This is a genomic window from Nocardia sp. alder85J, from assembly GCF_020176955.2.
Classification (GTDB): Bacteria; Actinomycetota; Actinomycetes; order Mycobacteriales; family Mycobacteriaceae; genus Nocardia.
Window position 1 is genome coordinate 150594 of the sequence record NZ_JAIUCZ020000004.1, and the last position, 22513, is coordinate 173106.

A 22513-nucleotide genomic window follows, 5' to 3' on the forward strand; every position below is an offset into this window, starting at 1 on the left:
CGTGCGGGAGGACGCGGATGCTGCTGTGTCAGCGGGTGTGAGCGCTGCCGTGCGAGAGGAGGCGGCTGCTGCGGTGTCGGAGGGCATGAGCGCTGCCGTGCCGGGCAGTACGGCGGCTGCCGCGCGGGAGGACGCGAGTGCTGCCGGGCTGGAGGCGCTGACGATCGGACGGGTCGGGGTGGATCTTTATCCGGAGCAGAGCGGGGTGCCGCTGGCGGGGGTGCGGACGTTCGCGAAGTCGCTGGGGGGCACCGCGACCAATGTGGCGGTCGCCGCCGCTCGGCTGGGGCGGCGCACCGCCGTGCTGACCAAGGTCGGGCCCGACGGGTTCGGCGACTATGTGCGAACGGCGTTGCGGGAGTTCGGGGTTTCGCCGCAGTATGTGTCGACCGCGCCGGATCTTCGGACGCCCGTGGTGTTCTGCGAGCTGAATCCGCCTGCGGATCCGCCGCTGCTGTTCTATCGGTCGCCGATCGCGCCGGATCTCACGCTGACTCCGGACGAGGTGCCGTGGCAGGTGGTCGAGCAGGTGCCGTTGCTGTGGGTCACCGGCACCGGGGTCAGTGTCGAACCGGCGCGCGGCACCCAGCACGAGGTGCTGCGCCGCCGGGATCGGCGCGGGCACACCGTGCTCGACATCGACTACCGGCCCATGTTCTGGCCGGATGCCGCGACCGCGCGTCGCGAGATCGGCGCGATGATCGAGCAGGTCACCGTGGTGGTCGGCAATCGGGCGGAGATGGAGGTGGCCGTCGGCACCGCCGATCCGGACGCGGCGGCCGACCGGCTGCTGGGCCGCGGGGTGCGGCTGGCGGTGGTCAAGCGCGGGGCCGACGGCGTGCTCATCGCCACCGAATCCGAGCGCTGGACGGTGCCGCCGTGCCGCGTCGAGGTGGTGTGCGGGCTCGGCGCGGGGGACGGGTTCGGTGGTGCGCTGGTGCACGGGTTGCTCGCGGGCTGGGATCCGCAGCGGCTGGCCGCGTACGCGAATGCGGCCGGGGCACTGGTGGCTTCGCGGCTCGCGTGCGCCGACGCCATGCCCACCGCCGCCGAGATCGAGGGCCTGCTGTGCGACTGAGCAGACCTGCTGTGCGATCGAGTGGTCCGGTGCGATGACGGTTGTGGTGCCCGTACGGGGTGCGGTCGGCGCAGCGCAGGCCGAGTGGCGGATGGATACGGCGGGCACGCAGTGCCAGACCTGGCTATCGGACAGGGCGGCGGCGGGCGACCGGGTGGTCCGGCGGGCACTGACCGTCGCAGTGTCTGCGCAGGCGCTGTCGGCGGGCGGGCGCGGGACGATCCGGAGATCTGCTGCGCGGGATGACAGGCGGACGGTGGAATCGACAGGCGGGAGCGTGACCGAGGTGTGGGAGGTGTGGTGTATCTGACCGACGAGCGGTGGCGGGAGCTGCTGCGGGTACGGGTGGAGGAGCCGGCCGCGGTGCGGCGGGCCTACGACGATCGGCGGCGGCGGTCGCGGCTGTTGTCGGGGCGCGGCACCCTGTTCCTGGTGGCCGCGGACCATCCCGCGCGCGGGGCGCTGGGGGTCGGCGCGGATCGGACGGCGATGGCCGATCGGCGAACCCTGTTGGAACGCTTGCTGATCGCGCTGCACAATCCGGCGGTCGACGGGGTGCTCGGATCGCCGGACGTGGTCGAGGAGCTGTTGTTGCTCGGTGCGCTGGACGACAAGATCGTGATCGGCTCGATGAACCGCGGCGGGCTGGCCGGCGCGGACTGGGAGATCGACGACCGGTTCACCGGATACGACGCCGAATCGCTGGTGCGGTTCCGGCTCGACGGCGGCAAAATGCTGCTGCGACTGGTGGATTCGGATGCCCGGACGATTCCCACCCTGCACGCCTGCGCCCGCGCGGTCTCGGAGCTGGCCGCGCACGGGCTGATGGCGATGGTGGAGCCGCTGCCGTATCGGCGCGACACCGCGGGATCGCTGGTGATGCACAAGGATTCGGCCGCGTTGCGGCGGGCGGTCACCGTCGCCTCGGGGCTCGGAGTCACCAGTGCCCACACCTGGCTGAAAATACCGGCGCCGGAAGATATCTCGGTCCTCGATTCGACCACGCTGCCGGTACTGCTGCTGGGCGGTGCGCCGTCGGGCGATCCGGCGGCCGATCTGGCCGCCTGGGGTGGTGCGCTCGGCCACGACGTGGTGCGCGGGCTGGTGGTCGGCCGCGGGCTGCTCTATCCACCCGACGGTGACGTCGCGGGCGCGGTCGCCGCGGCCGCCCGGCTGCTCGATTCGCGATGAATCCGGCAACCGTGGCGATGCCATGGCGAAACCCCGGCCACCGCGCCGGTGCGACGGCGGGCCGGCCGTGCGACGGGTACGCTCTCGGTCGGAATGCGCGGACGCCGCAGCCGCCGTGCCCACGGCGCGTGGCGCCGCGCCGAAGCGCTGAAATGCCCAGGCCGCAGCGGGTCCTGGGGAGTCGGGTCGGAAGCAGGGAGGCGAGGCCGGTATGAGTTCGTGGCATCGACCGGCCGGTACCCTGGCCGACGGCGACGACCCGGTGCTGTTGACTCCGCAGCGCGCCGGATGGACCTACACCGGATTGCGGGTGCTGCGATTGGCAGCCGGGCAGCAACGCATCGTGCACACTGGTGACAGCGAGGCGTTCGTGCTGCCGCTGGCCGGTGGTTGCAGGGTACGGGTGGACGGGCAGGTGTTCGAATTGGCCGGGCGCGATTCGGTGTTCACGCGGGTGACGGATTTCGCGTACGTGCCGCGCGACGCCGAGGTGGAGCTCAGCGCCGCGGCCGCCGCCGAGATCGCGCTGCCCGCGGCCCGGTGCACCCGGCGTCTGGAGCCGAAATACGGTCCCGCCGAAGCGGTTCCGGTGGAGGTCCGGGGTGCGGGCCGGGCCACCCGGCAGGTCGCCAACTTCGGGGTGCCCGGGGTGTGGGAGCACGCCGACCGACTCAACGCCTGCGAGCTGCTCACCCCGGACGGGAACTGGTCGTCGTATCCACCGCACAAGCACGATCGGGCGACCGAGTGCGAGGTCGTCAACGAGGAGATCTACTACTTCCGCATCGCCGGTCCCGACGGAATCACCCCGTCGGCAGCGGGTTTCGGCCTGCACCGCACCTACACCGCCGACGGCGAGGTGGACGAGAACGTCGCCGTCCGTGACGGCGACGTGTTCCTGATCCCGCGCGGCTACCACGGCCCGTGTGTCGCGGCGCCGGGTTATCCGATGTACTACCTGAACGTGCTGGCCGGTCCCGCGCCGCAGCGTTCGATGGCCTTCTGCGACGATCCCGCCCACGGCTGGGTGCGCGGCAGCTGGGCCGGCGAGGCGACCGATCCTCGCTGCCCGGTCACCGACCACACCGGCCGGGTGCGGTGAGACCTCACTGTCGATTTCACTGAACCCGTTACGGAGCACGAGGGGCGATCGAGATGGAACTGACAACTGCGCAAGCACTGGTGGCCTGGCTGATCGCCCAGCACTCGGAGACTCTGGACGGACGTGAAGTCCCGTTGTTCCCGGCGGTTTTCGCGATCTTCGGGCACGGCAACGTGCTGGGCCTGGGCACCGCGTTGCAGGAGCGCAGCGATCTGATCCCGGTATGGCGCGGGCACACCGAACAGGGCATGGCGCTGGCCGCGGTCGGGCTGGCCAAGGCCGCGCACCGCCGTCAGGTCGGGGTGGCCACCTCCTCGATCGGCCCGGGTGCGCTGAACATGGTCACCGCGGCCGGCGTGGCGCACGCGAATCGGCTACCGCTGCTGCTGCTTCCGGGGGACACCTTCGTCGGCCGGGCGCCGGATCCGGTGCTGCAACAGGTGGAGACCTTCGGGGACGCCACCGTCACCGCCAACGACGCCTTCCGCCCGGTCAGCCGGTATTTCGACCGGATCACCCGGCCCGAGCAGTTGCTGGCCACGCTGCCGCAGGTGGCGCGGGTGCTGACCGATCCGGCCGACGCCGGGCCGGTGACGCTGGCCCTGCCGCAGGACGTGCAGGTGGAGGTGTTCGACTTCCCGGAATCGCTGTTCGAGCCGGTGGTGCACAGCATCGCCCGGCCCCGGGCGGACCGCACCCGGCTGGCCACGGCCGCGGCGGCGCTGCGGGAGTCCGAGCGGCCGCTGCTGGTGCTCGGCGGGGGCGTGCGCTACTCCGGGGCCGGTCCGCGCGCGCTGGAATTCGCCCAGTGGCACGGGATTCCGATCGCCGAGACCACCGCCGGGCGCACCCTGGTGCCGCACGACCACCCGCTGTACGCCGGGCCGCTGGGCATCACCGGATCGTCGTCGGCGAACACCCTTGCCGGTGAGGCGGATCTGGTGCTCGCGGTCGGAACCCGGTTGCAGGACTTCACCACCGCGTCGTGGACCATGTTCGCGCCCGAGGCGCAGTTGATCGGTATCAACGCGGCCGGATTCGACGCGGTGAAGCACGGCTGCATGCCGGTGGTCGCGGATGCCGATGCGGCGCTACAGGATCTGGGTGGTCTGCTCGACGGCTGGGAGGCCGACCGGCAGTGGACCGACCGCGCCGCGGTGCTGCGCGCCGAATGGGACGGGTACGTCGACAAATTGCGCGCCCCCACGGCCGGGGCGCCCAGCTACGCCCAGATCGTCGGCGCCGTCAACGATCTCAGCGGCTCCGGTGACTATGTGATGAGCGCCGCCGGTGGCCTGCCCGGCGAGGTGGTCGGCGGCTGGCGGGCCACCGGTGGCGAGCCCACCATGGATGTCGAATACGGCTTCTCCTGTATGGGATACGAAGTGGCGGGTGCGTGGGGTGCGGCCATTGCGCATCGGCGCGGATTGGTGACGACCCTGCTCGGCGACGGCTCGTATCTGATGTCGAATTCCGAATTGTTCTCCGCGGCCTTCGCGGGGCACCCGTTGGTGGCGGTCGTCTGCGACAACGGCGGGTACGCGGTGATCGCCCGGTTGCAGCAGGAACAGGGCGGGGTGCCGTTCAACAATTTCTACGCCGATTGCCGCTCCAACCATGCCGTGCCGCCGCGGGTGGATTTCGCCGCGCACGCGCACGCGCTGGGTTGCGCGGTCTTCACCGCCGACGATCTGGTCGGGTTCCACGAGGCGTTCGCGCAGGCCAGGGTCGCGGCGCGGACCGGCTCCCGGCCCGCGGTGGTGGTGGTCCGCACCCAGCCGGCGACCTGGACCGAGACCGGTGCGTGGTGGGAGGTCGGGGTGCCCGAGCATCTGGCCGGGAGCACCGAGCACGAGGCCGGTAAACAGGCGCAGCGGCGGTACCGGTAAAGGCCCGCGCCACTGGGGAATAGCGCCGCCCGGCTCGTCTGGACTGCGGGCGGATGTCTGGCTATCGTTCGCCGGGTGCGCCTGTTCGATCGGCGGCGAGCGGGCGGCGAGAGGTAAGGACGAATGGCACACGGCACGGTCAAGTGGTTCGACAGTAAGAAGGGTTTCGGGTTCATCGCCGCGGACGACGGCGGTCCGGACGTCTTCGTCGAGTACACCGCGGTCGTCGGCGCGGGCTTCCGTTCCCTGGTGGCGGGGCAGCGGGTGCGGTTCGAGGTCCGCCGGGCGAAGGCGGGCCCCGAGGCTGTCGATGTGAGTGTTATGCTCGACCTGTAGTGTGTCCTAGCACACAATCCGGGCAATAGTGTAGCATCGGTCACCTCTCCGCAATTCCGGGTAACGAGTGTTTATCAACCCGAGATATAACGGAACGTCGGCCGGTTCATCTGGGCAGCGCGATCGAAAGGTATTTCATGATCCCCGTTGTCATCGACACCGGAAGCGCAGCCGCGAACGGCCTGTTCAACACCCCTGGGCGCGGCCTTCGGTGGCCCGGCGAACACCTTCCGGACGGGCTCTCTCGGTCACTGATCTGGTCTGACGGCCCACTGCGGTGGCTGCCGACCGGACCCGGGCGGACTCGGCCCGGGGCCGGTTGCATTTCTCGGGAAACAATTCTCCGCAGCTCGCTCGCAGCATTCTCGGAGAATTTTCACAGCGCCGAGTAATGACAATCACGAAGTGATCACGACGTGCTGGTGGGGGCGGTGATCGGTGGGGGGCACCCCCGCGGCAACCACCACTGGTGAGGGGAGTTGTGGCGGATGTGGTCACTGGCGTGGCAGTCTGGAGTGCATCGGGACCTGACCGCCCGGAAGGTTGGTCGGTCGGGCTCGCTCTACAGAAGGTATGAAATGGCGCAAGGCGTAGTGAAGTGGTTCAACAGCGAGAAGGGCTTCGGCTTCATCGCTCAGGAAAACGGCGGTCCGGACGTGTTCGTCCACTACTCGGCCGTGGCCGGGTCGGGTTTCCGCTCCCTCGATGAGGGACAGCGCGTGGAGTTCGAGATCGGGCAGGGCCAGAAGGGCCCGCAGGCTCAGGCGGTCCGCGTGATCGCCTGACAGGCGATCCACACGACTTGGTCGGCGGGCCCCGCACCTCACGGCGCGGGGCCCGCCGCATCTCCACCGAAATGACCGCGAATTCGCGGTCGAGACAGGTTTTCTCGCGATCGGCGTGAAATCTCCGCCGGTCGTCCCGGACGGTCGGTGATCGTTTCGAGATATCCGCCGAGTGCCGGGATCGGGTTGTGACGGGCTGGTCGGTTGCTGTTCAGGCCCTGGTCAACGCGGCGGACGAGGATGGCGCTCGGCGGTAGCTGAGCGTCGGCTGCCCGACCGGGGCGGAGACCTGAAAACATGGACAGCGACGTGCATGTCGATCACAAGTACACGATGCGTGTCAGCCGGCTCGCGATCGACAAACTGGGAATCAAACTCTACGACCGGGTTTCGGCGGTGCTGGCCGAACTGATCGCCAACTCCTACGACGCCGACGCCACCGTGGTCGAGGTGATCCTGCCGTGGGGTGTCACCCTCGCCGGGAACGTCCGGGTGGCCGAGGAACCGCAGTACCAGATCCAGGTCCGCGACAACGGCCACGGCATGACTGCCGGCGAGGTGAACGCGCACTATCTGATGGTCGGCTCCGACCGGCGGGTGCGCACCGGCTCCGATCTGTCCCGGGAGCGGCAGCGACCGGTCATGGGCCGCAAGGGAATCGGGAAGCTGGCGGCCTTCGGCATCTGCCGCACCATCGAGGTGATCACGGCGGGCAGCGAACCCGGCGACGAGACCGCCGCGGGCTGGCCGGTATCGCACATCGTGATGGATCTGCACGACATGCTCTCCGATACCGAGCGCGACTACTTCCCGACGATCGGGCCGCTCGACGGCACCTTCGCCGCCGAGCGCGGCACCACGGTGATCCTGCGCGAGTTCTTCCGCAAGCGGGTGAACTCCGGGCCGGAACTGAACCGGCAGCTGGCCGCGCGTTTCGGTATCGAACGCCCGGACTGGCGGGTCGAGGTCCGCAACAGCGGGGGCGACGGCGAGAGCTTCACCCTCAGCGATCTGCCCGTCGACGTCATGGAGGAGACCCGCATCGACGTCGCGGAGCGGCCGGTGCGCTACGGCCGCGGGCAACTGCCGGTGTCCGGCTGGGTCGCCTACTCCAAACAGCCCTATCGGGACGAGGCGATGGCCGGGGTGCGGCTGTACGCGCGCGGCAAGATCGTCGCGCAGACCCGGGACTTCGGCATTCCGGCCGGATTCACCGGCGAGTTCAAGCTGCGGTCCTATCTGGTGGGCGCCATCCACGTCGACTGGCTCGACGACGACGAGGATCTGGTCCGCTCCGATCGCCAGGACATCATGTGGAATTCGCCGCGCGGCGAGGCGCTCGCGGTGTGGGGACACGAGCTGATCCGGGAGATCGGCCGGATGGGGGAGCGGACGGTCCGGCGGCGGGTCTGGGACGAGTTCGTCGAGAAGTCGCACATCCATCAGACGCTGGACGCGATCGCGCCCGGCGACCGGATGTTCCGCGATTCGGTGGTCGACGCCGCCCGAATCCTGGTGGCCAACAAGGACCGGGCCGCGCTCGACGATCCGGGCCACGTGGAAAGCATTGTGCGGCTGGCGCTGTCGCTCGGCCCGCAGCGCAGCCTGCTGGAGACCCTGAAGGAGATCGCCGACGAGACCGATCCCCGGATGGACGCGGTGGTGGCGCTGTTCGAGCGGGCCCGGGTCGCGGAGATCTACTCACTGGGCCAGATCGCCGGCGAGCGGGTCGCGGTGCTGGGCCGGCTGCACCGGCTCGTCGACGACCGGCGTTCGCTGGAGCGGCCGTTCCAGGAGTTGATCGAGCGGGCGCCGTGGCTGTTGGCCCCGGAATGGACGCCGCTGGGGATGAACGAATCGCTGAAGCGGGTCCGGGCCGCCTTCGAGCGCTGGTACGCACAGAAATTCGGGGTCACGCTGACCACCACCTCGATCGGCAGCGAGAAGCGGGAACCGGATTTCGTGCTGCTGCACGACTCCGGCGAGCTGTGGATCGTGGAGATCAAGCGGATGGACTACCACCTCACCGACGAGGAGTACAACCGCGCCATCAACTATCTCTACGCGCTGGACACCTTCCTCACCGAGAATCCGCGCATCGGCGTCCAATTCCCGCGCCGCCGACTGACGTTCATCGTCGACCACATCGACCGGCTGCGCCCGGCCTCGCGCTCCTCGCTGGAGAGCGACGCCCGCATCGACCGCCGCACCTGGCGGGAACTGCTCGACTCCACCCTGCGGGCGCACCGCGACTTCCTGGAGCGGGTGTACGAGATGCGCTCGGAGGAGGACCGTTCCGCGCCGGGCGACATGCGGGCCGGGTGAGGGTCAGGCCGTCCGGATCACGCAGCCGGTGTCGATCGGGACGGGCAGGCCCGTGAGCCGGGTGGTGGCCGGATCGGCCGGGTGGCCGATGACCGGGGTATCGGGTACCGGCTGGGAGGGGTCGGCGGAACCGCCTGTGCGGAAGGACTTTCCGTCCAGCTCGGGGACCGGCGGCAGGCCGAACAGGTCGAGGACGGTCGGGGTCAGGTCGATCAGCGAGAAGCCGTTGTGGTGCCGGCCCGCCGGGAGATCCGGTCCGCGGGCGATCACGAAACTGGCTGTCTCGTAGGCGGTCTGGCCGCCGTGGCCGCCCTGAGGTTTGTGGCCGTGGTCGGTGGTGACGAGGACGGTCCAGCGTTCGCCGTGGGTCTGCGCACGGGTGTCGACGGCGGTCACGATCCCGCCGACCAGCACGTCCACCCGGCTGATGGCGTCCCGGTACGCCTGCGGATTGGCCGCGCGCAGCGTGTGCCCGGCGATGTCGACCTGGTCGAAGTGGGTGAACACCAGATCGGTGCCCGCGGTGATCTCGGCGACCGTCGCGGCCGCGGTCGCGGTGTCGACATCGGCCTCGCAGCCGTAGGTGCCGTAGCGGTTGGCGCCCGCGGTGATGATCACATCCGCGTGCGGGTCGCCGGTCCGGGCGATCGTGCTGATCGTGTCCCACGTCGCCACCGACGCCGTCCTGCGGTGCGGGGCGGCGGTTTTTACGCGATGGAAGACCGTCGGGTAGGTCGCGAAGACCTCGGGACGGCAGCTGCCGTCGTTGTCGCAGATGCCGGTGCGGGTGTCCCAGAAACCGGTCAGCGCCGCCGACCAGGACGGGCAGGAGATGGTGGTGTGCGGTGCGAGCGAATACCGGCTCAGGGTGCCCTCGGCCGCCAGGCGCTGGAGATTCGGCGTCACCGCGGCCAGCAGTTCGGTGTAGAGACAGCCGTCGATACCGATCACGGCCACCTTGTTCACCGCGTCGCCGGGGTCGTGGCGGGCCGTGTCCGGGGCCGCCGGATCGCCGGACACCGCCCGCGCGCGTGGGACGACGGTGTCCGCGAAGACGGCCGTCAGTCCGGTGGCCAGCAGGGTGGAGAAGGTGCGCCGGTCGAGGGGCATACCTTGAAAATGCCCTGCGGAAAGCGGCGGTATCCAGGCGGAATGCGGCTGTTCGCGAAGGTTTCGCGCCTTCGGCACGCCGCCGACGTATCGGGTTCATGCGTTCACCGCGGCGTTCCCGGCCGGGCACGAAACCATGTGCAGTACGCCATGATCGCCGGACGGTCCGGGGTGGCCGATCTCACGGCCCCCGCATTCCACCGGCAGGTCCGGTCTCCGGATGCGAAAAACCGGCACGGAGTGCGATGTCAACCCCTATAAGGGGTACTGGCCTGCGGGTTCCCGATGAACGGGGTGCGGCTGGCGGGTGGGACCGAGCGCCCGGAACTCGCCTATTAAGCTGGGCGGCGGTAACTGCCGATCCCCTCTTTCTCAGGAGTGCCCCACAGTGAGCCAGAATGGCCGTCCTGTTGTTCTGATCGCCGACAAGCTCGCCCAGTCGACCGTCGATGCGCTCGGTGACGGAGTCGAGGTTCGCTGGGTCGACGGACCGAATCGTCCCGAACTGCTGGCCGCCGTGCCCGAGGCCGACGCGCTGCTGGTGCGGTCGGCCACCACGGTCGACGCCGAGGTGCTCGAGGCCGGGCGCAAGCTGAAGATCGTCGCGCGGGCCGGTGTCGGACTCGACAACGTCGACGTCCCCGCGGCCACCGAGCGCGGTGTCATGGTCGTCAACGCGCCGACCTCCAACATCCACACCGCCGCCGAGCACGCGGTGTCGCTGCTGCTGTCGGCCGCGCGGCAGATCCCGGCCGCCGACGCCACCCTGCGCGAGCACACCTGGCAGCGCAGCAAGTTCAACGGCGTGGAGATCTTCGGCAAGACCGTCGGCGTGGTCGGCCTGGGCCGCATCGGCCAGCTGTTCGCCGCCCGCCTGGCCGCCTTCGAGACCAAGATCGTCGCGTACGACCCCTACGTGTCGCCGGCGCGTGCCGCCCAGCTCGGCATCGAGCTGCTGTCGCTGGACGAGCTGTTGCAGCGCGCCGACCTGATCTCGGTGCACCTGCCGAAGACCCCGGAGACCAAGGGCCTGCTGTCGGCGGAGAAGCTGGCGCTGACCAAGCCGGGTGTCATCATCGTCAACGCCGCGCGTGGCGGCCTGATCGACGAGGCCGCCCTGGCCGCGTCCATCAAGTCCGGTCATGTCCAGGCCGCGGGCATCGACGTGTTCGAGACCGAGCCGTGCACCGACAGCCCGCTGTTCGACCTGCCGCAGGTCGTGGTCACCCCGCATCTGGGCGCGTCGACCTCCGAGGCGCAGGACCGCGCGGGCACCGATGTCGCCAAGTCGGTGCTGCTGGCGCTGGCCGGGGAGTTCGTCCCGGGCGCGGTGAACGTGACCGGCGGCGCGGTCGGCGAAGAGGTCGCCCCGTGGCTGGAGATCGTGCGCAAGCAGGGCGTGCTGCTCGGTGGGCTGTCCGACGAGCTGCCGGTCAGCATCGAGGTCCAGGTGCGCGGCGAGCTGTCGTCCGAAGATGTTGCGGTGCTGGAACTCTCGGCTCTGCGCGGCATCTTCTCGGCGCTGGTCGAGGATCAGGTCACCTTCGTCAACGCCCCGGCGATGGCCAAGGAGCGCGGCATCGAGGCCACCGTCACCACCGTGTCGGAGAGCCCGAGCCACCGCAGCCTGGTCGACCTGCGCGCGGTGTTCGGCGACGGCCGCACCCTGAACGTGGCCGGTGCGCTGACCGAGCCCGAGCAGGTGCAGAAGATCGTGAACATCAACGGCCGCAACTACGACATGCGCGCCGAGGGCCTGAACCTGGCCATCCTCAACTACGAGGACCGGCCGGGCGCGCTGGGCAAGATCGGCACCAAGCTGGGTGAGGCCGGGATCGACATCCTGGCCGCGCAGCTGACCCAGGACGTCGACAAGGAGGGCGCGACCGTCGTCCTGCGCGTCGCCGAGCCCGTGTCGGCCGAGGTCCGCGCCGCGATCGCCGAGGTCGTCGGCGCCGTGAAGGTCGCCCAGGTCGACCTGAGCTGAGCCGGACGCGGCGCGCGGCCGGAGGGTCGTGCGCCGCGGGTTCTGTCGCGGCGCGGAGTATCGGTGGCTCGCGGTACCGGGCCTTCGGTCATGACGTAGGCGTCGGTGGTTCGGGCGCTGTGCTGTGCCTCAGGTGACGATGTGGGCCGTCGGTGGTTCGGGCGCTGTGCTGTGCCTTCGGTGACGATGTGGGCACCGGTGGCTGGGACACCTGCGGCTTCGTCTGGTGCCGGTCCGGCTGCGGGTGGGGACGGTGTCGTTGCGGCGGACCGTATTTCGCCGTCTCGCCGCCGGGTGCACGGGTAGCGGCGATCATTGATGTCATGCAGGGCAAGACGCCGCCGACGGAACCGTTGTCCACGCGGGAGCGGCGGCGGCTGCTCGTGGTGGCCGCGGTGGTCACCGTGATCGTCGCCGCCGGGCTGGCGGCGTGGACGTTGTTCGATCGGTCCCCGGATTACAACCGGTCCGGGAATGGTTGTGTCGCAGTCGAATCCGCGAGTTCGATGGGCGGCGGGGTGCAGCGGGCCTGCGGTGATCAGGCCCGCACCTGGTGTGCGAGCGTGGCCGATCGGTCCGATGCGCAGTCCGCCGAGGTGCGGCGGCAGTGCCGGATCGCGGGAATTCCCGCCTGATCCGGTCCGTCCCGCCATTCGGGAGCGGTTCGCCCTGCTGACGGCATCCGATGCCGGACCGGATAGGGTGCGTGAGAAGTACCGGGCTCTGGCGCGCACCCACCACGGTGGACGGCGGCGGCCGTGCACCCGCCGCGACGGAACGGCCACACGTCCTCCGCCGTGGCAGCCCACCCCCGGTCGCTGGATCCGCCGGAGGGCGTAGGCGTGGGCCTCGCCGTACGAACGAATGGAGCACTGGTCCTATGAAGCTGGCTGTCATCGCTGGTGACGGTATCGGTCCGGAGGTCATCGCCGAGGCGCTGAAGGTGCTGGACGTGGTGGTGCCGGGGGTCGAGAAGACCGAGTACGACCTGGGCGCCCGGCGGTACCACGCGACCGGGGAGATCCTGCCCGATTCGGTGCTGCCGGAGTTGCGGCAGCACGACGCGATCCTGCTCGGCGCGATCGGCGATCCGTCGGTGCCCAGCGGCGTGCTCGAGCGTGGCTTGTTGCTGCGCACCCGCTTCGCGCTCGATCACCATGTGAACCTGCGGCCGTCGAAGCTGTACGCCGGCGTGACCAGTCCCCTCAGCGGCAACCCGGACATCGACTTCGTGGTGGTGCGCGAGGGCACCGAGGGTCCCTACACCGGTACCGGCGGCGCGATCCGGGTCGGCACCCCGCACGAGGTGGCCACCGAGGTCAGCACCAACACCCGCTTCGGTATCGAGCGGGTGGTGCGGTACGCCTTCGAGAAGGCGCAGGCCCGGCGCCGGTCGCTGACCCTGGTGCACAAGACCAACGTGCTGACCTTCGCGGGCTCGCTGTGGCAGCGCACGGTCGACCAGGTCGCCACCGAATATCCGGACGTGCAGGTGGGCTACCAGCACATCGACGCCGCCACCATCCACATGGTGAACGACCCGGGCCGGTTCGACGTGATCGTCACCGACAACCTGTTCGGTGACATCATCACCGACCTGGCCGCGGCCGTGTCCGGCGGCATCGGGCTGGCCGCCTCCGGCAACATCGACGCCTCCGGCACCAACCCGAGCATGTTCGAGCCGGTGCACGGCAGCGCCCCGGACATCGCCGGTCAGTCGAAGGCCGACCCGACCGCCGCGATCCTGTCGGTATCGCTGCTGCTCAACCATCTCGGTGAGACCGAGGCCGCCACCCGGATCGAATCTGCGGTCGCGAAGGATCTGGCCTCGCGCACCGGCGCCGCCTCCACGGTGGCCGTGGGCGACCGGATCGCCGCCGCGGTCTGAACCCGCCGCCTGATGGCCCTGCCCCCGAACGACATTCGGAGGCAGGGCCTTTCGGTCACTCCGCGACGATGGTGACCTGCCACGGCACCGGATCGGCCGGGCAGTCGCGCCCCGGATCCGGAACGCAGCTGCGAGCGCTGAACAGCTCGCCCCGCCCCGGCCCGACCACGGTGAAGATCGACTCCGCGGTACCGCCCCGAGTCGGCCGCCCGGCCCGCCGCTGGAGCACCCCCGTATCGGACGAGGCCGGGTCCGACCAGGCCCAACTGCCCTCCTCATCGTGCCCCGCGACGAGCAGCACCCGTACCAGATCACCGGTGGCGGCGGTGATCGTCCGACTGTCGTCCGCACCGCCGAGCATGATCAGCGTCGGCTCGTCGGCCTGTGCGGGGGCCGCACCCAGGATCGGAAACGCGATCGCCAGGGCCACCAGGCCCGTGCGCATGAACTTCGACATCGCCCTCCTACTCGTTGTATCGATCGACAGCGGAGCAAGAACCACGAAACGCGCTAGGACCGTACCCGCCGGGCGGCACAGGGCGGCAACGGGCCCCGGCCGCGCGGTCGGGACGGACCGCTGACGTGCTCGGATAGCATCGAATACACATCCTGCCGGGTATTGTTCGGCAGGTTCGACGGATGATCGACAGCGCGACATCGGAGGCACTGTGACGCCGGAACAGGCAATCTCCACGGCTGGATTCGGGCCCTACACCGTGCTGGATCTGCATGAACTGCCGGAGGACGGCAAGGGGTTCGAACTCGAGGACGGTGGTTGATCGAGGTGGCGGCGGGGGCTCGGCACAACTGGATCGGGCGGAGGCTGGCTCGGACCATCGAGAATGCGACGGCAGGGCGACCGGTAGTGGTGCTGGACGGCGGCGAATGGGAAGTGAGTACGCCCGCGGGGGTGCGGAAGCCGGATGTGTTCGTGGTGCCGTCAGAGGTGGCGCGAGCATCGATCGTCGAGGAATCGCCGAGACTCATTCCGGGCGTTGAGATCCTGCTCGTGATGGAAGTGATCTCACCCGGTAGCGGTAGTGAGCGCACCGATCGGGTGCGGAAGGTCCGTGAATATGCAGCACTCGGCATCCCGCAGTACTGGATGATCGAGTCGCATCCGGGAGTGCGGATCCATCGGGCGGTGCTGGAGGGGGCAGGCTATCGGTGGGATCCGGTGGTGGGGAAGGGCGCGGCGTTCGGCGCAGAGATCGAGGCGGACAAGACGTTTCGGGTGCGCTTCGATCCGGCGAGTCTCGCCGAGTTCTGATCCGGTCCGGCCGGGGCGGCTTGAAGCCCTTATCTCGGTGTAGGTTTCGTACCCCGTGTCCGGGTCGCGGTGATGCGGTCCGGGTATGACTGTCCCGGTTGAGGATCGAAGCCCGGCGGGATGCGCAAGGCGGACAAGGCATCCGGTAGCGTGTCCGCGGCAGGATATGTTTGTAGCTCCAACCGTATGTGTGTCGATGCATCCACCCGGGCCGCGGGCCCGGCCTCCGTGTCGGGGGTGCCGGATATGGTCGATACCAACATGGTTGGGACACCATCGACGGTTCGGGTGACCGGGCGGCCGGTGGACGGTCGGCGAGTTCCCCACTACTCGAAGGCATCTGAATCGATCTGATCTCGGAATTGTTGCGCCGGCGTGACTAATCGGGCCGGGCGGGTCCGCGATCCGCTGGTCCGGAACAAAGAATTTCGGGGGCCAGCGAACTTGTGGCATCCGCTTGCGGTGCTCGCTCGACGTTAGCCAAGGCACCGGGGAACCGTCGCGTCCCGCGCCGCGCGTGGCGACGCGGAGCGGGACGCGACGGTGTCCTCAGGCCGCGGCGGGCACGCGGGTGCGGGCCAGCGGGACCAGTGGGATGGCGGCGATCGCGACGAGGGTGGCGGCCAGGTACGCGGACGGGAAGCCCGCCGCGGTGATCAGGGCGCCGAACACCGGGGCCACGGCGGCTCCGGCCAGGTTCTGGCCGGTGTTCTGGATGCCCAGACCGCGTCCGCTCCAATAGGGTCCGGCGATCTCGGCGACCGCGGTGAAGGCCAGGCCGTTGTCGGCGACGGTGATCATCGACGCCAGCGCCAGGATCGGCAGGGCCGCCCACCACCAGTGCGACCAGGCGGTCAGGGCCAGGCCCGCCATCGAGAACACCGCGGCGATCGCCACCGTGCGCAGCGGCCGCAGGCGGCTGCCCACCCGGTCGGACCAGGCGCCGGCGCCGATGCGGCCCGCCGCGCCCAGGATCTGGGTGCCGGTCACCACCGCGCCCGCCACCGCCAGGGACAGGTGGACGTCGCGGTGCAGCCACAGCAGTGCGAAGGTCCACACCGTGTACTGCGGGACCACCAGCAGGACCGAGACGGCGTGGATGCGCCACAGGGTGCTGTCGCCCCGATAGGGATTGGCGGGACGGGTACCGGCCGCGGCCGCCGGCCGCGGCGGGTCGGTGATGCCCAGCAGGCAGCCCACCGTCGCGATCCCGGCCATCACCGCGGGGATCAGGATGGCGAGGGAAAACCCGTGTGCCGCAGCGACGGCCGGGATCGTCAGGGCGCCGACCGCCACGCCCAGCGGCTGGGCGGTCTGTCGGATGCCCATCGCCAGGCCGCGCTGATCGGCGGGGAACCAGCCGACGATCACCCGGCCGCTGGCGCCGTTGGTGCTGGCGGCGCCCAGTCCGGCCAGGAACAGCAACGCCCCCAGCAGGACATAGCGCGAGGCCGGCACGTGCCCGCCGGTGGCGGAGTAGCCCGCCATGGCCGCGGCCGCCGCGATCGCGGCGGCGCAGGTCAGCGCGGGGCCGATCACCAGGGCGGCGCGCTCGCCCCAGCGGTCGACCGCGTAGCCCCAGGCGATCAGGGTGCAGACCAGGCCGACCGTCGGCATCGAGACCAGCAGACCCGCTGTGGCCAAGGGCATTCCGCGATCGGTCAGGGCGGGCAGCAGGAAGGGGGTGCCGTTGACGATCACGGCGCTGGCGGTCTGCGCGAACACTCCGAGGGCGAGCATGCTCCACCGGCGGGTCGCGCTGATCGGGGTCACGGCGGTCATGTCCTCACCTCGAGATCTCATATATTGGGATTCAAGTCTTACTCCTTGAACACGTTGCTCACCGTACACCCCCGCCGCAACCGATTTCCGCCCACCGCCGCGGCAGGCGCGCAGACCGGGTGGTCCGGCGCATCGGGGCAGGTGGATAGACTGCGAGCCATGCGTCTAGGTCGTGTAGCCAGCCCCGACGGGCTCGCGTTCGTCAGCATCGAGGGATCCGATGCCGAGACGATCGCCCGTGAAATCGCCGATCACCCCTTCGGCACGCCCACGTTCACCGGTCGCAGCTGGCCGCTGGCGGACGTCCGGCTGCTCGCGCCGATCCTTGCCAGCAAGGTGGTCTGCATCGGCAAGAACTACGCCGCGCACGCCCGCGAGATGGGCGGGGAGGCGCCGGAGGATCCGGTGATCTTCATCAAGCCGAGCACCTCCATCAACAATCCGAACTCGCCGATCCTGTTGCCGCCCAGTTCGTCTCGAGTGGACTACGAGGGCGAGCTGGCGGTGGTGATCGGCCGCCCGTGCAAGGACGTGCCGGCCGCGCGGGCGAAGGAGGTGATCCTCGGGTACACCGTCGCCAACGACGTCACCGCGCGCGACCAGCAGCGGCACGACGGCCAGTGGACCCGCGGCAAGGGCTACGACACCTTCTGCCCGCTCGGCCCCTGGATCGAGACCGACCTGGACCCCTCGGATCTCGAGCTGGTCACCGAACTCGACGGCGAGGTCCGCCAGCGCAGCCGGACCTCCCTTCTGCTGCACGACATTCCGAAACAGATCGAATGGATATCCGCGGTCATGACGTTGCTGCCCGGTGATGTGATCCTCACCGGCACCCCGGAAGGTGTAGGACCGATGAAAGATGGGCAAACCGTTTCCGTGACGGTCGAGGGTATCGGTACCCTCACCAATCCCGTTGCCACCAAACGCTGATCGAGGAGGGCAGACATGACCGACGTGAGAGTCCGCTTCTGTCCGTCACCGACCGGCACCCCGCATGTCGGTTTGATCAGGACGGCGCTGTTCAACTGGGCCTTCGCCCGCCACTTCGGCGGCTCGTTCGTCTTCCGCATCGAAGACACCGACGCCGCACGGGATTCCGAGGAGTCGTACCGGGCGCTGCTGGACGCGCTGCGCTGGCTCGGCCTCACCTGGGACGAGGGCCCGGAGGTCGGCGGCCGGTACGGCCCGTACCGGCAGTCGCTGCGCCGTGACATCCACCGGGATGTGGTGCGGCGCTTGCTGGAGGCGGGGGAGGCCTACGAATCCTTCTCCACTCCAGAGGAAGTCGAGGCCCGGCACAAGGCCGCCGGCCGCGACCCGAAACTGGGCTACGACAACTTCGATCGCGACCTCACCGCGGAGCAGATAGCCGCCCACAAGGCCGAGGGGCGCCCGGCGGTGATCCGGTTGCGGATGCCCGATCGCGATATCACCTGGCACGATCTGGTGCGCGGCGAGACCACCTTCAAGGCCGGGGTGGTGCCGGACTACGCGCTCACCCGCGGCACCGGCGATCCGCTGTACACGCTGGTCAATCCGGTCGACGACGCGATGATGCGGATAACCCACGTGCTGCGCGGCGAGGATCTGCTCTCCTCCACACCGCGGCAGATCGCGTTGCACGAGGCGTTGCAGCGTATCGGTGTTTCCGAGTTCACCCCGCAGTTCGGTCACCTGCCGTTCGTGATGGGACAGGGCAACAAGAAGTTGTCCAAGCGTGATCCCGAGTCGAATCTGTTCGTCCATCGCGACCGCGGATTCATCCCTGAGGGTTTGCTGAATTACCTGGCTTTGCTCGGCTGGAGCCTCGCCGACGACCGTGACGTCTTCTCCATGGCCGAGATGGTCGAGGCGTTCGACATATCGAAAGTAAATTCGAATCCCGCCCGCTTCGACCAGAAGAAGGCGGACGCTCTCAACGCCGAGCACATTCGTTTGCTGGATCCGGGAGATTTCACCCACCGGCTGCGTGAGTACCTCACCGAGCACGGGCGCATCGGCGCCGAGGTGGACGAGAAGGTTTTCGCCGCCGCGGCCGAGTTGGTGCAGACCCGGATCGTGGTGCTGGCGGATGCCTGGGACCTGCTGAAGTTCCTGTTCCGCCCGGAAACCGAGTTCACCGTGGACCCGGCGGCCGCGGAAAAGAATCTGGGGCCGGATGCGGCGCCGGTGTTGCAGGCCGCCATTGCGGCGCTGGAGGGCGTTTCCGAGTGGACCGCCCCCGCCCTCGAAGATGTGCTGAAAACGGCGCTGGTGGACGATCTGGGCCTGAAACCGCGTAAGGCGTTCGCACCCGTGCGAGTCGCGGTGACCGGATCGCACATCAGCCCACCGCTGTACGAATCACTGGAACTGCTCGGCCGCGAGATCACCATGGACCGTCTCCGCGCCGCCTCGGTGCTGACCGCCGCGCTGTAGGCCACCGGGCCGCGAACCGCGGGAGGCTCGACCCGTGTGTTCGCGGCCCGTCTCGATCCTGGACCGCCGGAGCGGAGCAGCGAAGCGGAGCAGCGGAGGAGGGAAGGATCGAGACTCGGGGCCGCGAACCCGCCGGAGCGCAGCGGAGGCCGAAAATACAGCCTTTCACCAGGCGATTTGTATAACACCGGGATCTCTTTGGTACTCTTCTCCTCGGCCGGGAACGAGGTCGGAAGCCCCCACAAGGGGGCGGCCGAGGGTCCGGTCATTGGGGTATGGTGTAATTGGCAACACAGCTGATTCTGGTTCAGCCATTCTAGGTTCGAGTCCTGGTACCCCAGCTTTGGAGTTCGCTCCAAATCCTGGTCCCGTCGTCTAGCGGCCTAGGACGCCGCCCTCTCAAGGCGGTAGCGCGGGTTCAAATCCCGTCGGGACTACTCGAAAAGGCCCTCCGGCATTCGCCGGAGGGCCTTTTCCGTATTCGGTATTCGAGCCGGAAGCGCGTGCTCAGTCCCGCGGCGGCCAGGTGCTGCCGCCCGGCGGCATCACCGGCATGCCCAGCTTGCGGTGGTCCCAGCTGCGCGTCCGCTCCGGCACGATCCGGATCGCCACCCGCTTGTTGAGCATCGCCGCCACCAGCGGCCGGGCCTCCTCGGTGTAGGGCGCGGTGTAGCGCTCCCAGACGCTGACCCCCACCCGGAACAGCGCCTCCGGATCCTCGATGACCTCCGCGCGGCCCTCGATCGACACCCCGCGCAGCTGGTCGTAGCTGTGACCGGCCTCCACCAGTACCGTCACCCGCGGATCGCGGCGGAGGTTGACCGCCTTCTGCGACTTCGACTTCGTCTCCAGCCAGATCTCACCGTCCACCAGGCCGTACCACATCGCGGTCAGGTGGGACAGGCCCGATTTGCCCAGCGTGGACAGCGTGAGGATGCGGGTCTCGGCGAGGAAATCCTGAATCTCGGCCTCGGACATCGTGATCTGTGCGCGTTGATTCGCTCCCATGGGCCGACTGTACTTTACGGCGTATGTCCGACTGTGGGACAGGTTACAGTCGCTTGTGCAGGGCATCCGCCGCCGCCACCAGATCGGCGGCCCAGCGGGCCCCGGGCCGCCGGCCCATCCGGTCGATCGGCCCGGAGACCGATACCGCCGCCACCACGGTCCCGGCCGAGTCGCGGACCGGCGCGGACACGCTGGCCACCCCCGCGGCCCGCTCCGCGGCGCTCTGCGCCCAGCCGCGGCGGCGCACCTCGGCCAGCGCCCGTTCGCCGAACACCGCGTCGGCCAGCACGGCGTGCTGGAGTTCCGGATCGGCCCAGGCCAGCAGGACTTTCGCGGCCGAGCCCGCGGTGAGCGGCAGCCGGGCCCCCACCGGGACCGTATCGCGCAGGCCCGACGTGGGTTCCACCGCGGCCAGGCACACCCTCGAGTGGCCGTCGCGGCGGTAGATCTGCACACTTTCCCCGGTGATCTCACGCAGCCGGGGCAGTACGGCCGCGGCCGCGTCCAGCAGCGGATCCCCGGCGGTACTGGCCAGTTCCGACAGGGCCGGCCCCGGCCGCCACTGACCGGCGTTGTCGCGGGCGAGCATCCGATGCACCTCCAGGCCCACGGCCAGGCGATGCGCGGTGGCGCGGGGCAGCCCGGTACGAGCGCACAGCTCGTTGAGCCCGCAGGGCTGCTCGGCCACCGCCTGGAGTACGGCCATGGCTTTGTCGAGTACCCCGATACCGCTATGCTGTCTCATAGAACGATATTAAAATCTCATACTCTGGGATTACAAGCTGAGATTTCAAGCTGCGGATCGCAGGTCCGGCCGAGCCGGGTCGTGAGATGCGGCGGAGAACAGCAAGTCGCGCGGTCAGCCCCCGCGCGGCGCATGTCTACCGAAAGGTGAGCGGAGATGGCGGAGACGGCCGACCGGCCCCGTACCCTGGCCGAGAAGGTCTGGGACCAGCACGTCGTCGTCCGGGGTGAGAACGACGACCCGGATCTGATCTACATCGACCTGCATCTGGTGCACGAGGTGACCAGTCCGCAGGCGTTCGACGGTCTGCGCGCGGCGGGCCGTCCGGTGCGCCGCACGGACCTCACCATCGCCACCGAGGACCACAACGTCCCGACCGTCGACATCGACAAGCCGATCGCCGACCCGATCTCGCGCACCCAGGTGGAGACGTTGCGCCGCAATTGCGCCGAATTCGGCGTGCGGCTGTATCCGATGGGCGATATCGAGCAGGGCATCGTGCACGTCGTGGGGCCGCAGCTGGGCCTGACCCAGCCGGGTACCACGGTGGTCTGCGGTGATTCACACACCTCGACGCACGGCGCGTTCGGCGCGCTGGCGATGGGCATCGGCACCAGCGAGGTGGAGCACGTGCTGGCCACGCAGACACTGTCGCTGCGGCCCTTCAAGACCATGGCGATCACCCTGGACGGCGCGCTGGCTCCCGGAGTGACCAGCAAGGACGTCATTCTCGCGGTGATCGCGAAGATCGGCACCGGCGGCGGTCAGGGATATGTCCTGGAATACCGCGGCGAGGCCGTGCGCGCCATGTCGATGGAGGCGCGGATGACCATGTGCAATATGTCGATCGAGGCCGGCGCGCGCGCGGGCATGATCGCCCCGGACGACACCACCTACGAATACCTGAAGGGCCGCCCGCACGCGCCGCAGGGCGCCGACTGGGATGCCGCGGTGGCCGCGTGGGATGCGCTGAAGACCGACGAGGGCGCCTCATTCGACGCCGAGGTGCACATCGACGCCACCGCGCTGACCCCCTTCGTCACCTGGGGCACCAATCCGGGACAGGGGCTGCCGCTGGGCGCCGCGGTGCCGGATCCGGCCGACATCACGGACGAGACCGCGCGCGAGTCGGCGGAGAAGGCCCTGCACTACATGGATTTGCAGCCCGGTACGCCGCTGCGCGACGTGCGGGTGGACGCGGTCTTCGTGGGCTCCTGCACCAACGGCCGGATCGAGGATCTGCGGGCCGTGGCCGAGGTGCTGGACGGCCGGCGCGTGGCCGACGGGGTGCGGATGCTGATCGTGCCGGGCTCGATGCGGGTGCGCGCGCAGGCCGAATCCGAGGGACTGGGCCAGATCTTCACCGCCGCCGGGGCCGAGTGGCGGCAGGCCGGCTGCTCGATGTGCCTGGGAATGAACCCCGATCAGCTGGAACCCGGCGAGCGCTGTGCCTCGACATCGAACCGCAACTTCGAGGGCCGGCAGGGCAAAGGTGGCCGTACGCATCTGGTTTCGCCGCTGGTCGCGGCCGCTACGGCGGTCCGCGGAACCCTGTCCTCACCTGCGGATCTGAACTGATCTGCCCACCTTCCACAA

General features: G+C 69.4%; 19 protein-coding genes and 2 tRNA genes. 16 read left to right on the plus strand and 5 right to left on the minus strand.

Features of this window, described 5'->3' with window-relative positions:
• The first annotated feature begins 85 nt into the window (after positions 1 to 85).
• From iolC to LBW94_RS16690, 7 genes are all read left to right on the plus strand, one after another.
• Positions 86 to 1078, plus strand: coding sequence for a 5-dehydro-2-deoxygluconokinase (iolC, locus tag LBW94_RS16660; RefSeq protein ID WP_225061863.1), 993 nt, complete (start codon positions 86 to 88; stop codon positions 1076 to 1078).
• A 297-nt stretch (positions 1079 to 1375) separates the two neighbouring features.
• Positions 1376 to 2269 (plus strand): aldolase, encoded by an 894-nt coding sequence (locus tag LBW94_RS16665; protein ID WP_225061862.1) that lies wholly within the window; start codon positions 1376 to 1378, stop codon positions 2267 to 2269.
• A 211-nt stretch (positions 2270 to 2480) separates the two neighbouring features.
• On the plus strand, positions 2481 to 3371 hold the full coding sequence (gene iolB, locus LBW94_RS16670) for a 5-deoxy-glucuronate isomerase (protein WP_225061861.1): 891 nt from the start codon (positions 2481 to 2483) through the stop codon (positions 3369 to 3371).
• 53 nt (positions 3372 to 3424) lie between these two features.
• Complete coding sequence (gene iolD, locus LBW94_RS16675) at positions 3425 to 5260, plus strand: 3D-(3,5/4)-trihydroxycyclohexane-1,2-dione acylhydrolase (decyclizing) (RefSeq protein WP_225061860.1); 1836 nt, start codon at positions 3425 to 3427, stop codon at positions 5258 to 5260.
• A gap of 123 nt (positions 5261 to 5383) precedes the next feature.
• On the plus strand, positions 5384 to 5596 hold the full coding sequence (locus tag LBW94_RS16680) for a cold-shock protein (protein WP_225061859.1): 213 nt from the start codon (positions 5384 to 5386) through the stop codon (positions 5594 to 5596).
• 578 nt (positions 5597 to 6174) lie between these two features.
• Positions 6175 to 6381 carry a cold-shock protein gene (locus LBW94_RS16685; RefSeq protein WP_225061858.1) on the plus strand — a complete coding sequence of 69 codons (207 nt, stop codon included), beginning with the start codon at positions 6175 to 6177 and terminating at the stop codon, positions 6379 to 6381.
• A gap of 297 nt (positions 6382 to 6678) precedes the next feature.
• The gene (locus LBW94_RS16690; RefSeq protein WP_225061857.1) at positions 6679 to 8706 is read left to right on the plus strand and encodes an ATP-binding protein; all 2028 of its coding nucleotides are present in this window, start codon (positions 6679 to 6681) and stop codon (positions 8704 to 8706) included.
• A 3-nt stretch (positions 8707 to 8709) separates the two neighbouring features.
• On the opposite strand, the gene LBW94_RS16695 is transcribed toward LBW94_RS16690, so the two are convergent.
• A complete protein-coding gene (locus LBW94_RS16695) occupies positions 8710 to 9816 on the minus strand; it encodes an alkaline phosphatase family protein (RefSeq protein WP_225061856.1) in 1107 nt (368 codons plus the stop codon).
• A gap of 388 nt (positions 9817 to 10204) precedes the next feature.
• Between LBW94_RS16695 and serA the strand changes: the two genes are divergently transcribed.
• From serA to LBW94_RS16710, 3 genes are all read left to right on the plus strand, one after another.
• On the plus strand, positions 10205 to 11803 hold the full coding sequence (serA, locus tag LBW94_RS16700) for a phosphoglycerate dehydrogenase (protein WP_225061855.1): 1599 nt from the start codon (positions 10205 to 10207) through the stop codon (positions 11801 to 11803).
• Positions 11804 to 12126: 323 nt separating this feature from the next.
• Positions 12127 to 12438: a hypothetical protein gene (locus LBW94_RS16705; RefSeq protein ID WP_225061854.1), complete on the plus strand. Its 312-nt coding sequence runs from the start codon at positions 12127 to 12129 to the stop codon at positions 12436 to 12438.
• 245 nt (positions 12439 to 12683) lie between these two features.
• A complete protein-coding gene (locus tag LBW94_RS16710; RefSeq protein WP_225061853.1) occupies positions 12684 to 13691 on the plus strand; it encodes a 3-isopropylmalate dehydrogenase in 1008 nt (335 codons plus the stop codon).
• A gap of 55 nt (positions 13692 to 13746) precedes the next feature.
• Here the strand turns inward: LBW94_RS16710 and LBW94_RS16715 are convergent, their stop codons facing one another.
• A complete protein-coding gene (locus LBW94_RS16715) occupies positions 13747 to 14148 on the minus strand; it encodes a hypothetical protein (protein ID WP_225061852.1) in 402 nt (133 codons plus the stop codon).
• A 327-nt stretch (positions 14149 to 14475) separates the two neighbouring features.
• Here LBW94_RS16715 and LBW94_RS16720 point away from each other — a divergent pair, with 327 nt between their 5' ends.
• Complete coding sequence (locus LBW94_RS16720) at positions 14476 to 14961, plus strand: Uma2 family endonuclease (RefSeq protein ID WP_225061878.1); 486 nt, start codon at positions 14476 to 14478, stop codon at positions 14959 to 14961.
• A gap of 549 nt (positions 14962 to 15510) precedes the next feature.
• On the opposite strand, the gene LBW94_RS16725 is transcribed toward LBW94_RS16720, so the two are convergent.
• On the minus strand, positions 15511 to 16743 hold the full coding sequence (locus LBW94_RS16725; protein WP_225061851.1) for an MFS transporter: 1233 nt from the start codon (positions 16741 to 16743) through the stop codon (positions 15511 to 15513).
• 159 nt (positions 16744 to 16902) lie between these two features.
• Between LBW94_RS16725 and LBW94_RS16730 the strand changes: the two genes are divergently transcribed.
• The 4 genes from LBW94_RS16730 to LBW94_RS16745 all read left to right on the plus strand — a co-directional run bounded on the left by LBW94_RS16730 (position 16903) and on the right by LBW94_RS16745 (position 19601).
• Positions 16903 to 17676, plus strand: coding sequence for a fumarylacetoacetate hydrolase family protein (locus LBW94_RS16730; RefSeq protein WP_225061877.1), 774 nt, complete (start codon positions 16903 to 16905; stop codon positions 17674 to 17676).
• A 15-nt stretch (positions 17677 to 17691) separates the two neighbouring features.
• The gene (gene gltX / locus LBW94_RS16735) at positions 17692 to 19164 is read left to right on the plus strand and encodes a glutamate--tRNA ligase (protein ID WP_225061850.1); all 1473 of its coding nucleotides are present in this window, start codon (positions 17692 to 17694) and stop codon (positions 19162 to 19164) included.
• Between the two features lie 269 nt (positions 19165 to 19433).
• Positions 19434 to 19505 (plus strand) — tRNA-Gln (locus LBW94_RS16740).
• Between the two features lie 23 nt (positions 19506 to 19528).
• Positions 19529 to 19601, plus strand: a tRNA-Glu gene (locus tag LBW94_RS16745).
• A 70-nt stretch (positions 19602 to 19671) separates the two neighbouring features.
• Here the strand turns inward: LBW94_RS16745 and LBW94_RS16750 are convergent.
• Positions 19672 to 20172: a PPOX class F420-dependent oxidoreductase gene (locus LBW94_RS16750; RefSeq protein ID WP_225061849.1), complete on the minus strand. Its 501-nt coding sequence runs from the start codon at positions 20170 to 20172 to the stop codon at positions 19672 to 19674.
• Between the two features lie 43 nt (positions 20173 to 20215).
• On the minus strand, positions 20216 to 20917 hold the full coding sequence (locus LBW94_RS16755; protein WP_225061848.1) for an IclR family transcriptional regulator: 702 nt from the start codon (positions 20915 to 20917) through the stop codon (positions 20216 to 20218).
• 156 nt (positions 20918 to 21073) lie between these two features.
• On the opposite strand from LBW94_RS16755, the gene leuC reads away from it, so the two are divergent.
• Positions 21074 to 22495 carry a 3-isopropylmalate dehydratase large subunit gene (leuC, locus tag LBW94_RS16760; RefSeq protein WP_225061847.1) on the plus strand — a complete coding sequence of 474 codons (1422 nt, stop codon included), beginning with the start codon at positions 21074 to 21076 and terminating at the stop codon, positions 22493 to 22495.
• Positions 22496 to 22513: the final 18 nt, after the last annotated feature.

Coding starts and splice junctions, on each gene's coding strand:
- leuC (WP_225061847.1), top strand. CDS start 21,074: ATGGCGGAGACGGCCGACCGGCCCCGTACCCTGGCCGAGAAGGTCTGG.
- iolB (WP_225061861.1), top strand. CDS start 2,481: ATGAGTTCGTGGCATCGACCGGCCGGTACCCTGGCCGACGGCGACGAC.
- LBW94_RS16705 (WP_225061854.1), top strand. CDS start 12,127: ATGCAGGGCAAGACGCCGCCGACGGAACCGTTGTCCACGCGGGAGCGG.
- LBW94_RS16755 (WP_225061848.1), bottom strand. CDS start 20,917: ATGAGACAGCATAGCGGTATCGGGGTACTCGACAAAGCCATGGCCGTA.
- LBW94_RS16725 (WP_225061851.1), bottom strand. CDS start 16,743: ATGACCGCCGTGACCCCGATCAGCGCGACCCGCCGGTGGAGCATGCTC.
- LBW94_RS16685 (WP_225061858.1), top strand. CDS start 6,175: ATGGCGCAAGGCGTAGTGAAGTGGTTCAACAGCGAGAAGGGCTTCGGC.
- LBW94_RS16730 (WP_225061877.1), top strand. CDS start 16,903: ATGCGTCTAGGTCGTGTAGCCAGCCCCGACGGGCTCGCGTTCGTCAGC.
- iolD (WP_225061860.1), top strand. CDS start 3,425: ATGGAACTGACAACTGCGCAAGCACTGGTGGCCTGGCTGATCGCCCAG.
- LBW94_RS16695 (WP_225061856.1), bottom strand. CDS start 9,816: ATGCCCCTCGACCGGCGCACCTTCTCCACCCTGCTGGCCACCGGACTG.
- LBW94_RS16690 (WP_225061857.1), top strand. CDS start 6,679: ATGGACAGCGACGTGCATGTCGATCACAAGTACACGATGCGTGTCAGC.
- LBW94_RS16680 (WP_225061859.1), top strand. CDS start 5,384: ATGGCACACGGCACGGTCAAGTGGTTCGACAGTAAGAAGGGTTTCGGG.
- iolC (WP_225061863.1), top strand. CDS start 86: ATGAGCGCTGCCGTGCCGGGCAGTACGGCGGCTGCCGCGCGGGAGGAC.
- gltX (WP_225061850.1), top strand. CDS start 17,692: ATGACCGACGTGAGAGTCCGCTTCTGTCCGTCACCGACCGGCACCCCG.
- LBW94_RS16715 (WP_225061852.1), bottom strand. CDS start 14,148: ATGTCGAAGTTCATGCGCACGGGCCTGGTGGCCCTGGCGATCGCGTTT.
- LBW94_RS16710 (WP_225061853.1), top strand. CDS start 12,684: ATGAAGCTGGCTGTCATCGCTGGTGACGGTATCGGTCCGGAGGTCATC.
- LBW94_RS16750 (WP_225061849.1), bottom strand. CDS start 20,172: ATGGGAGCGAATCAACGCGCACAGATCACGATGTCCGAGGCCGAGATT.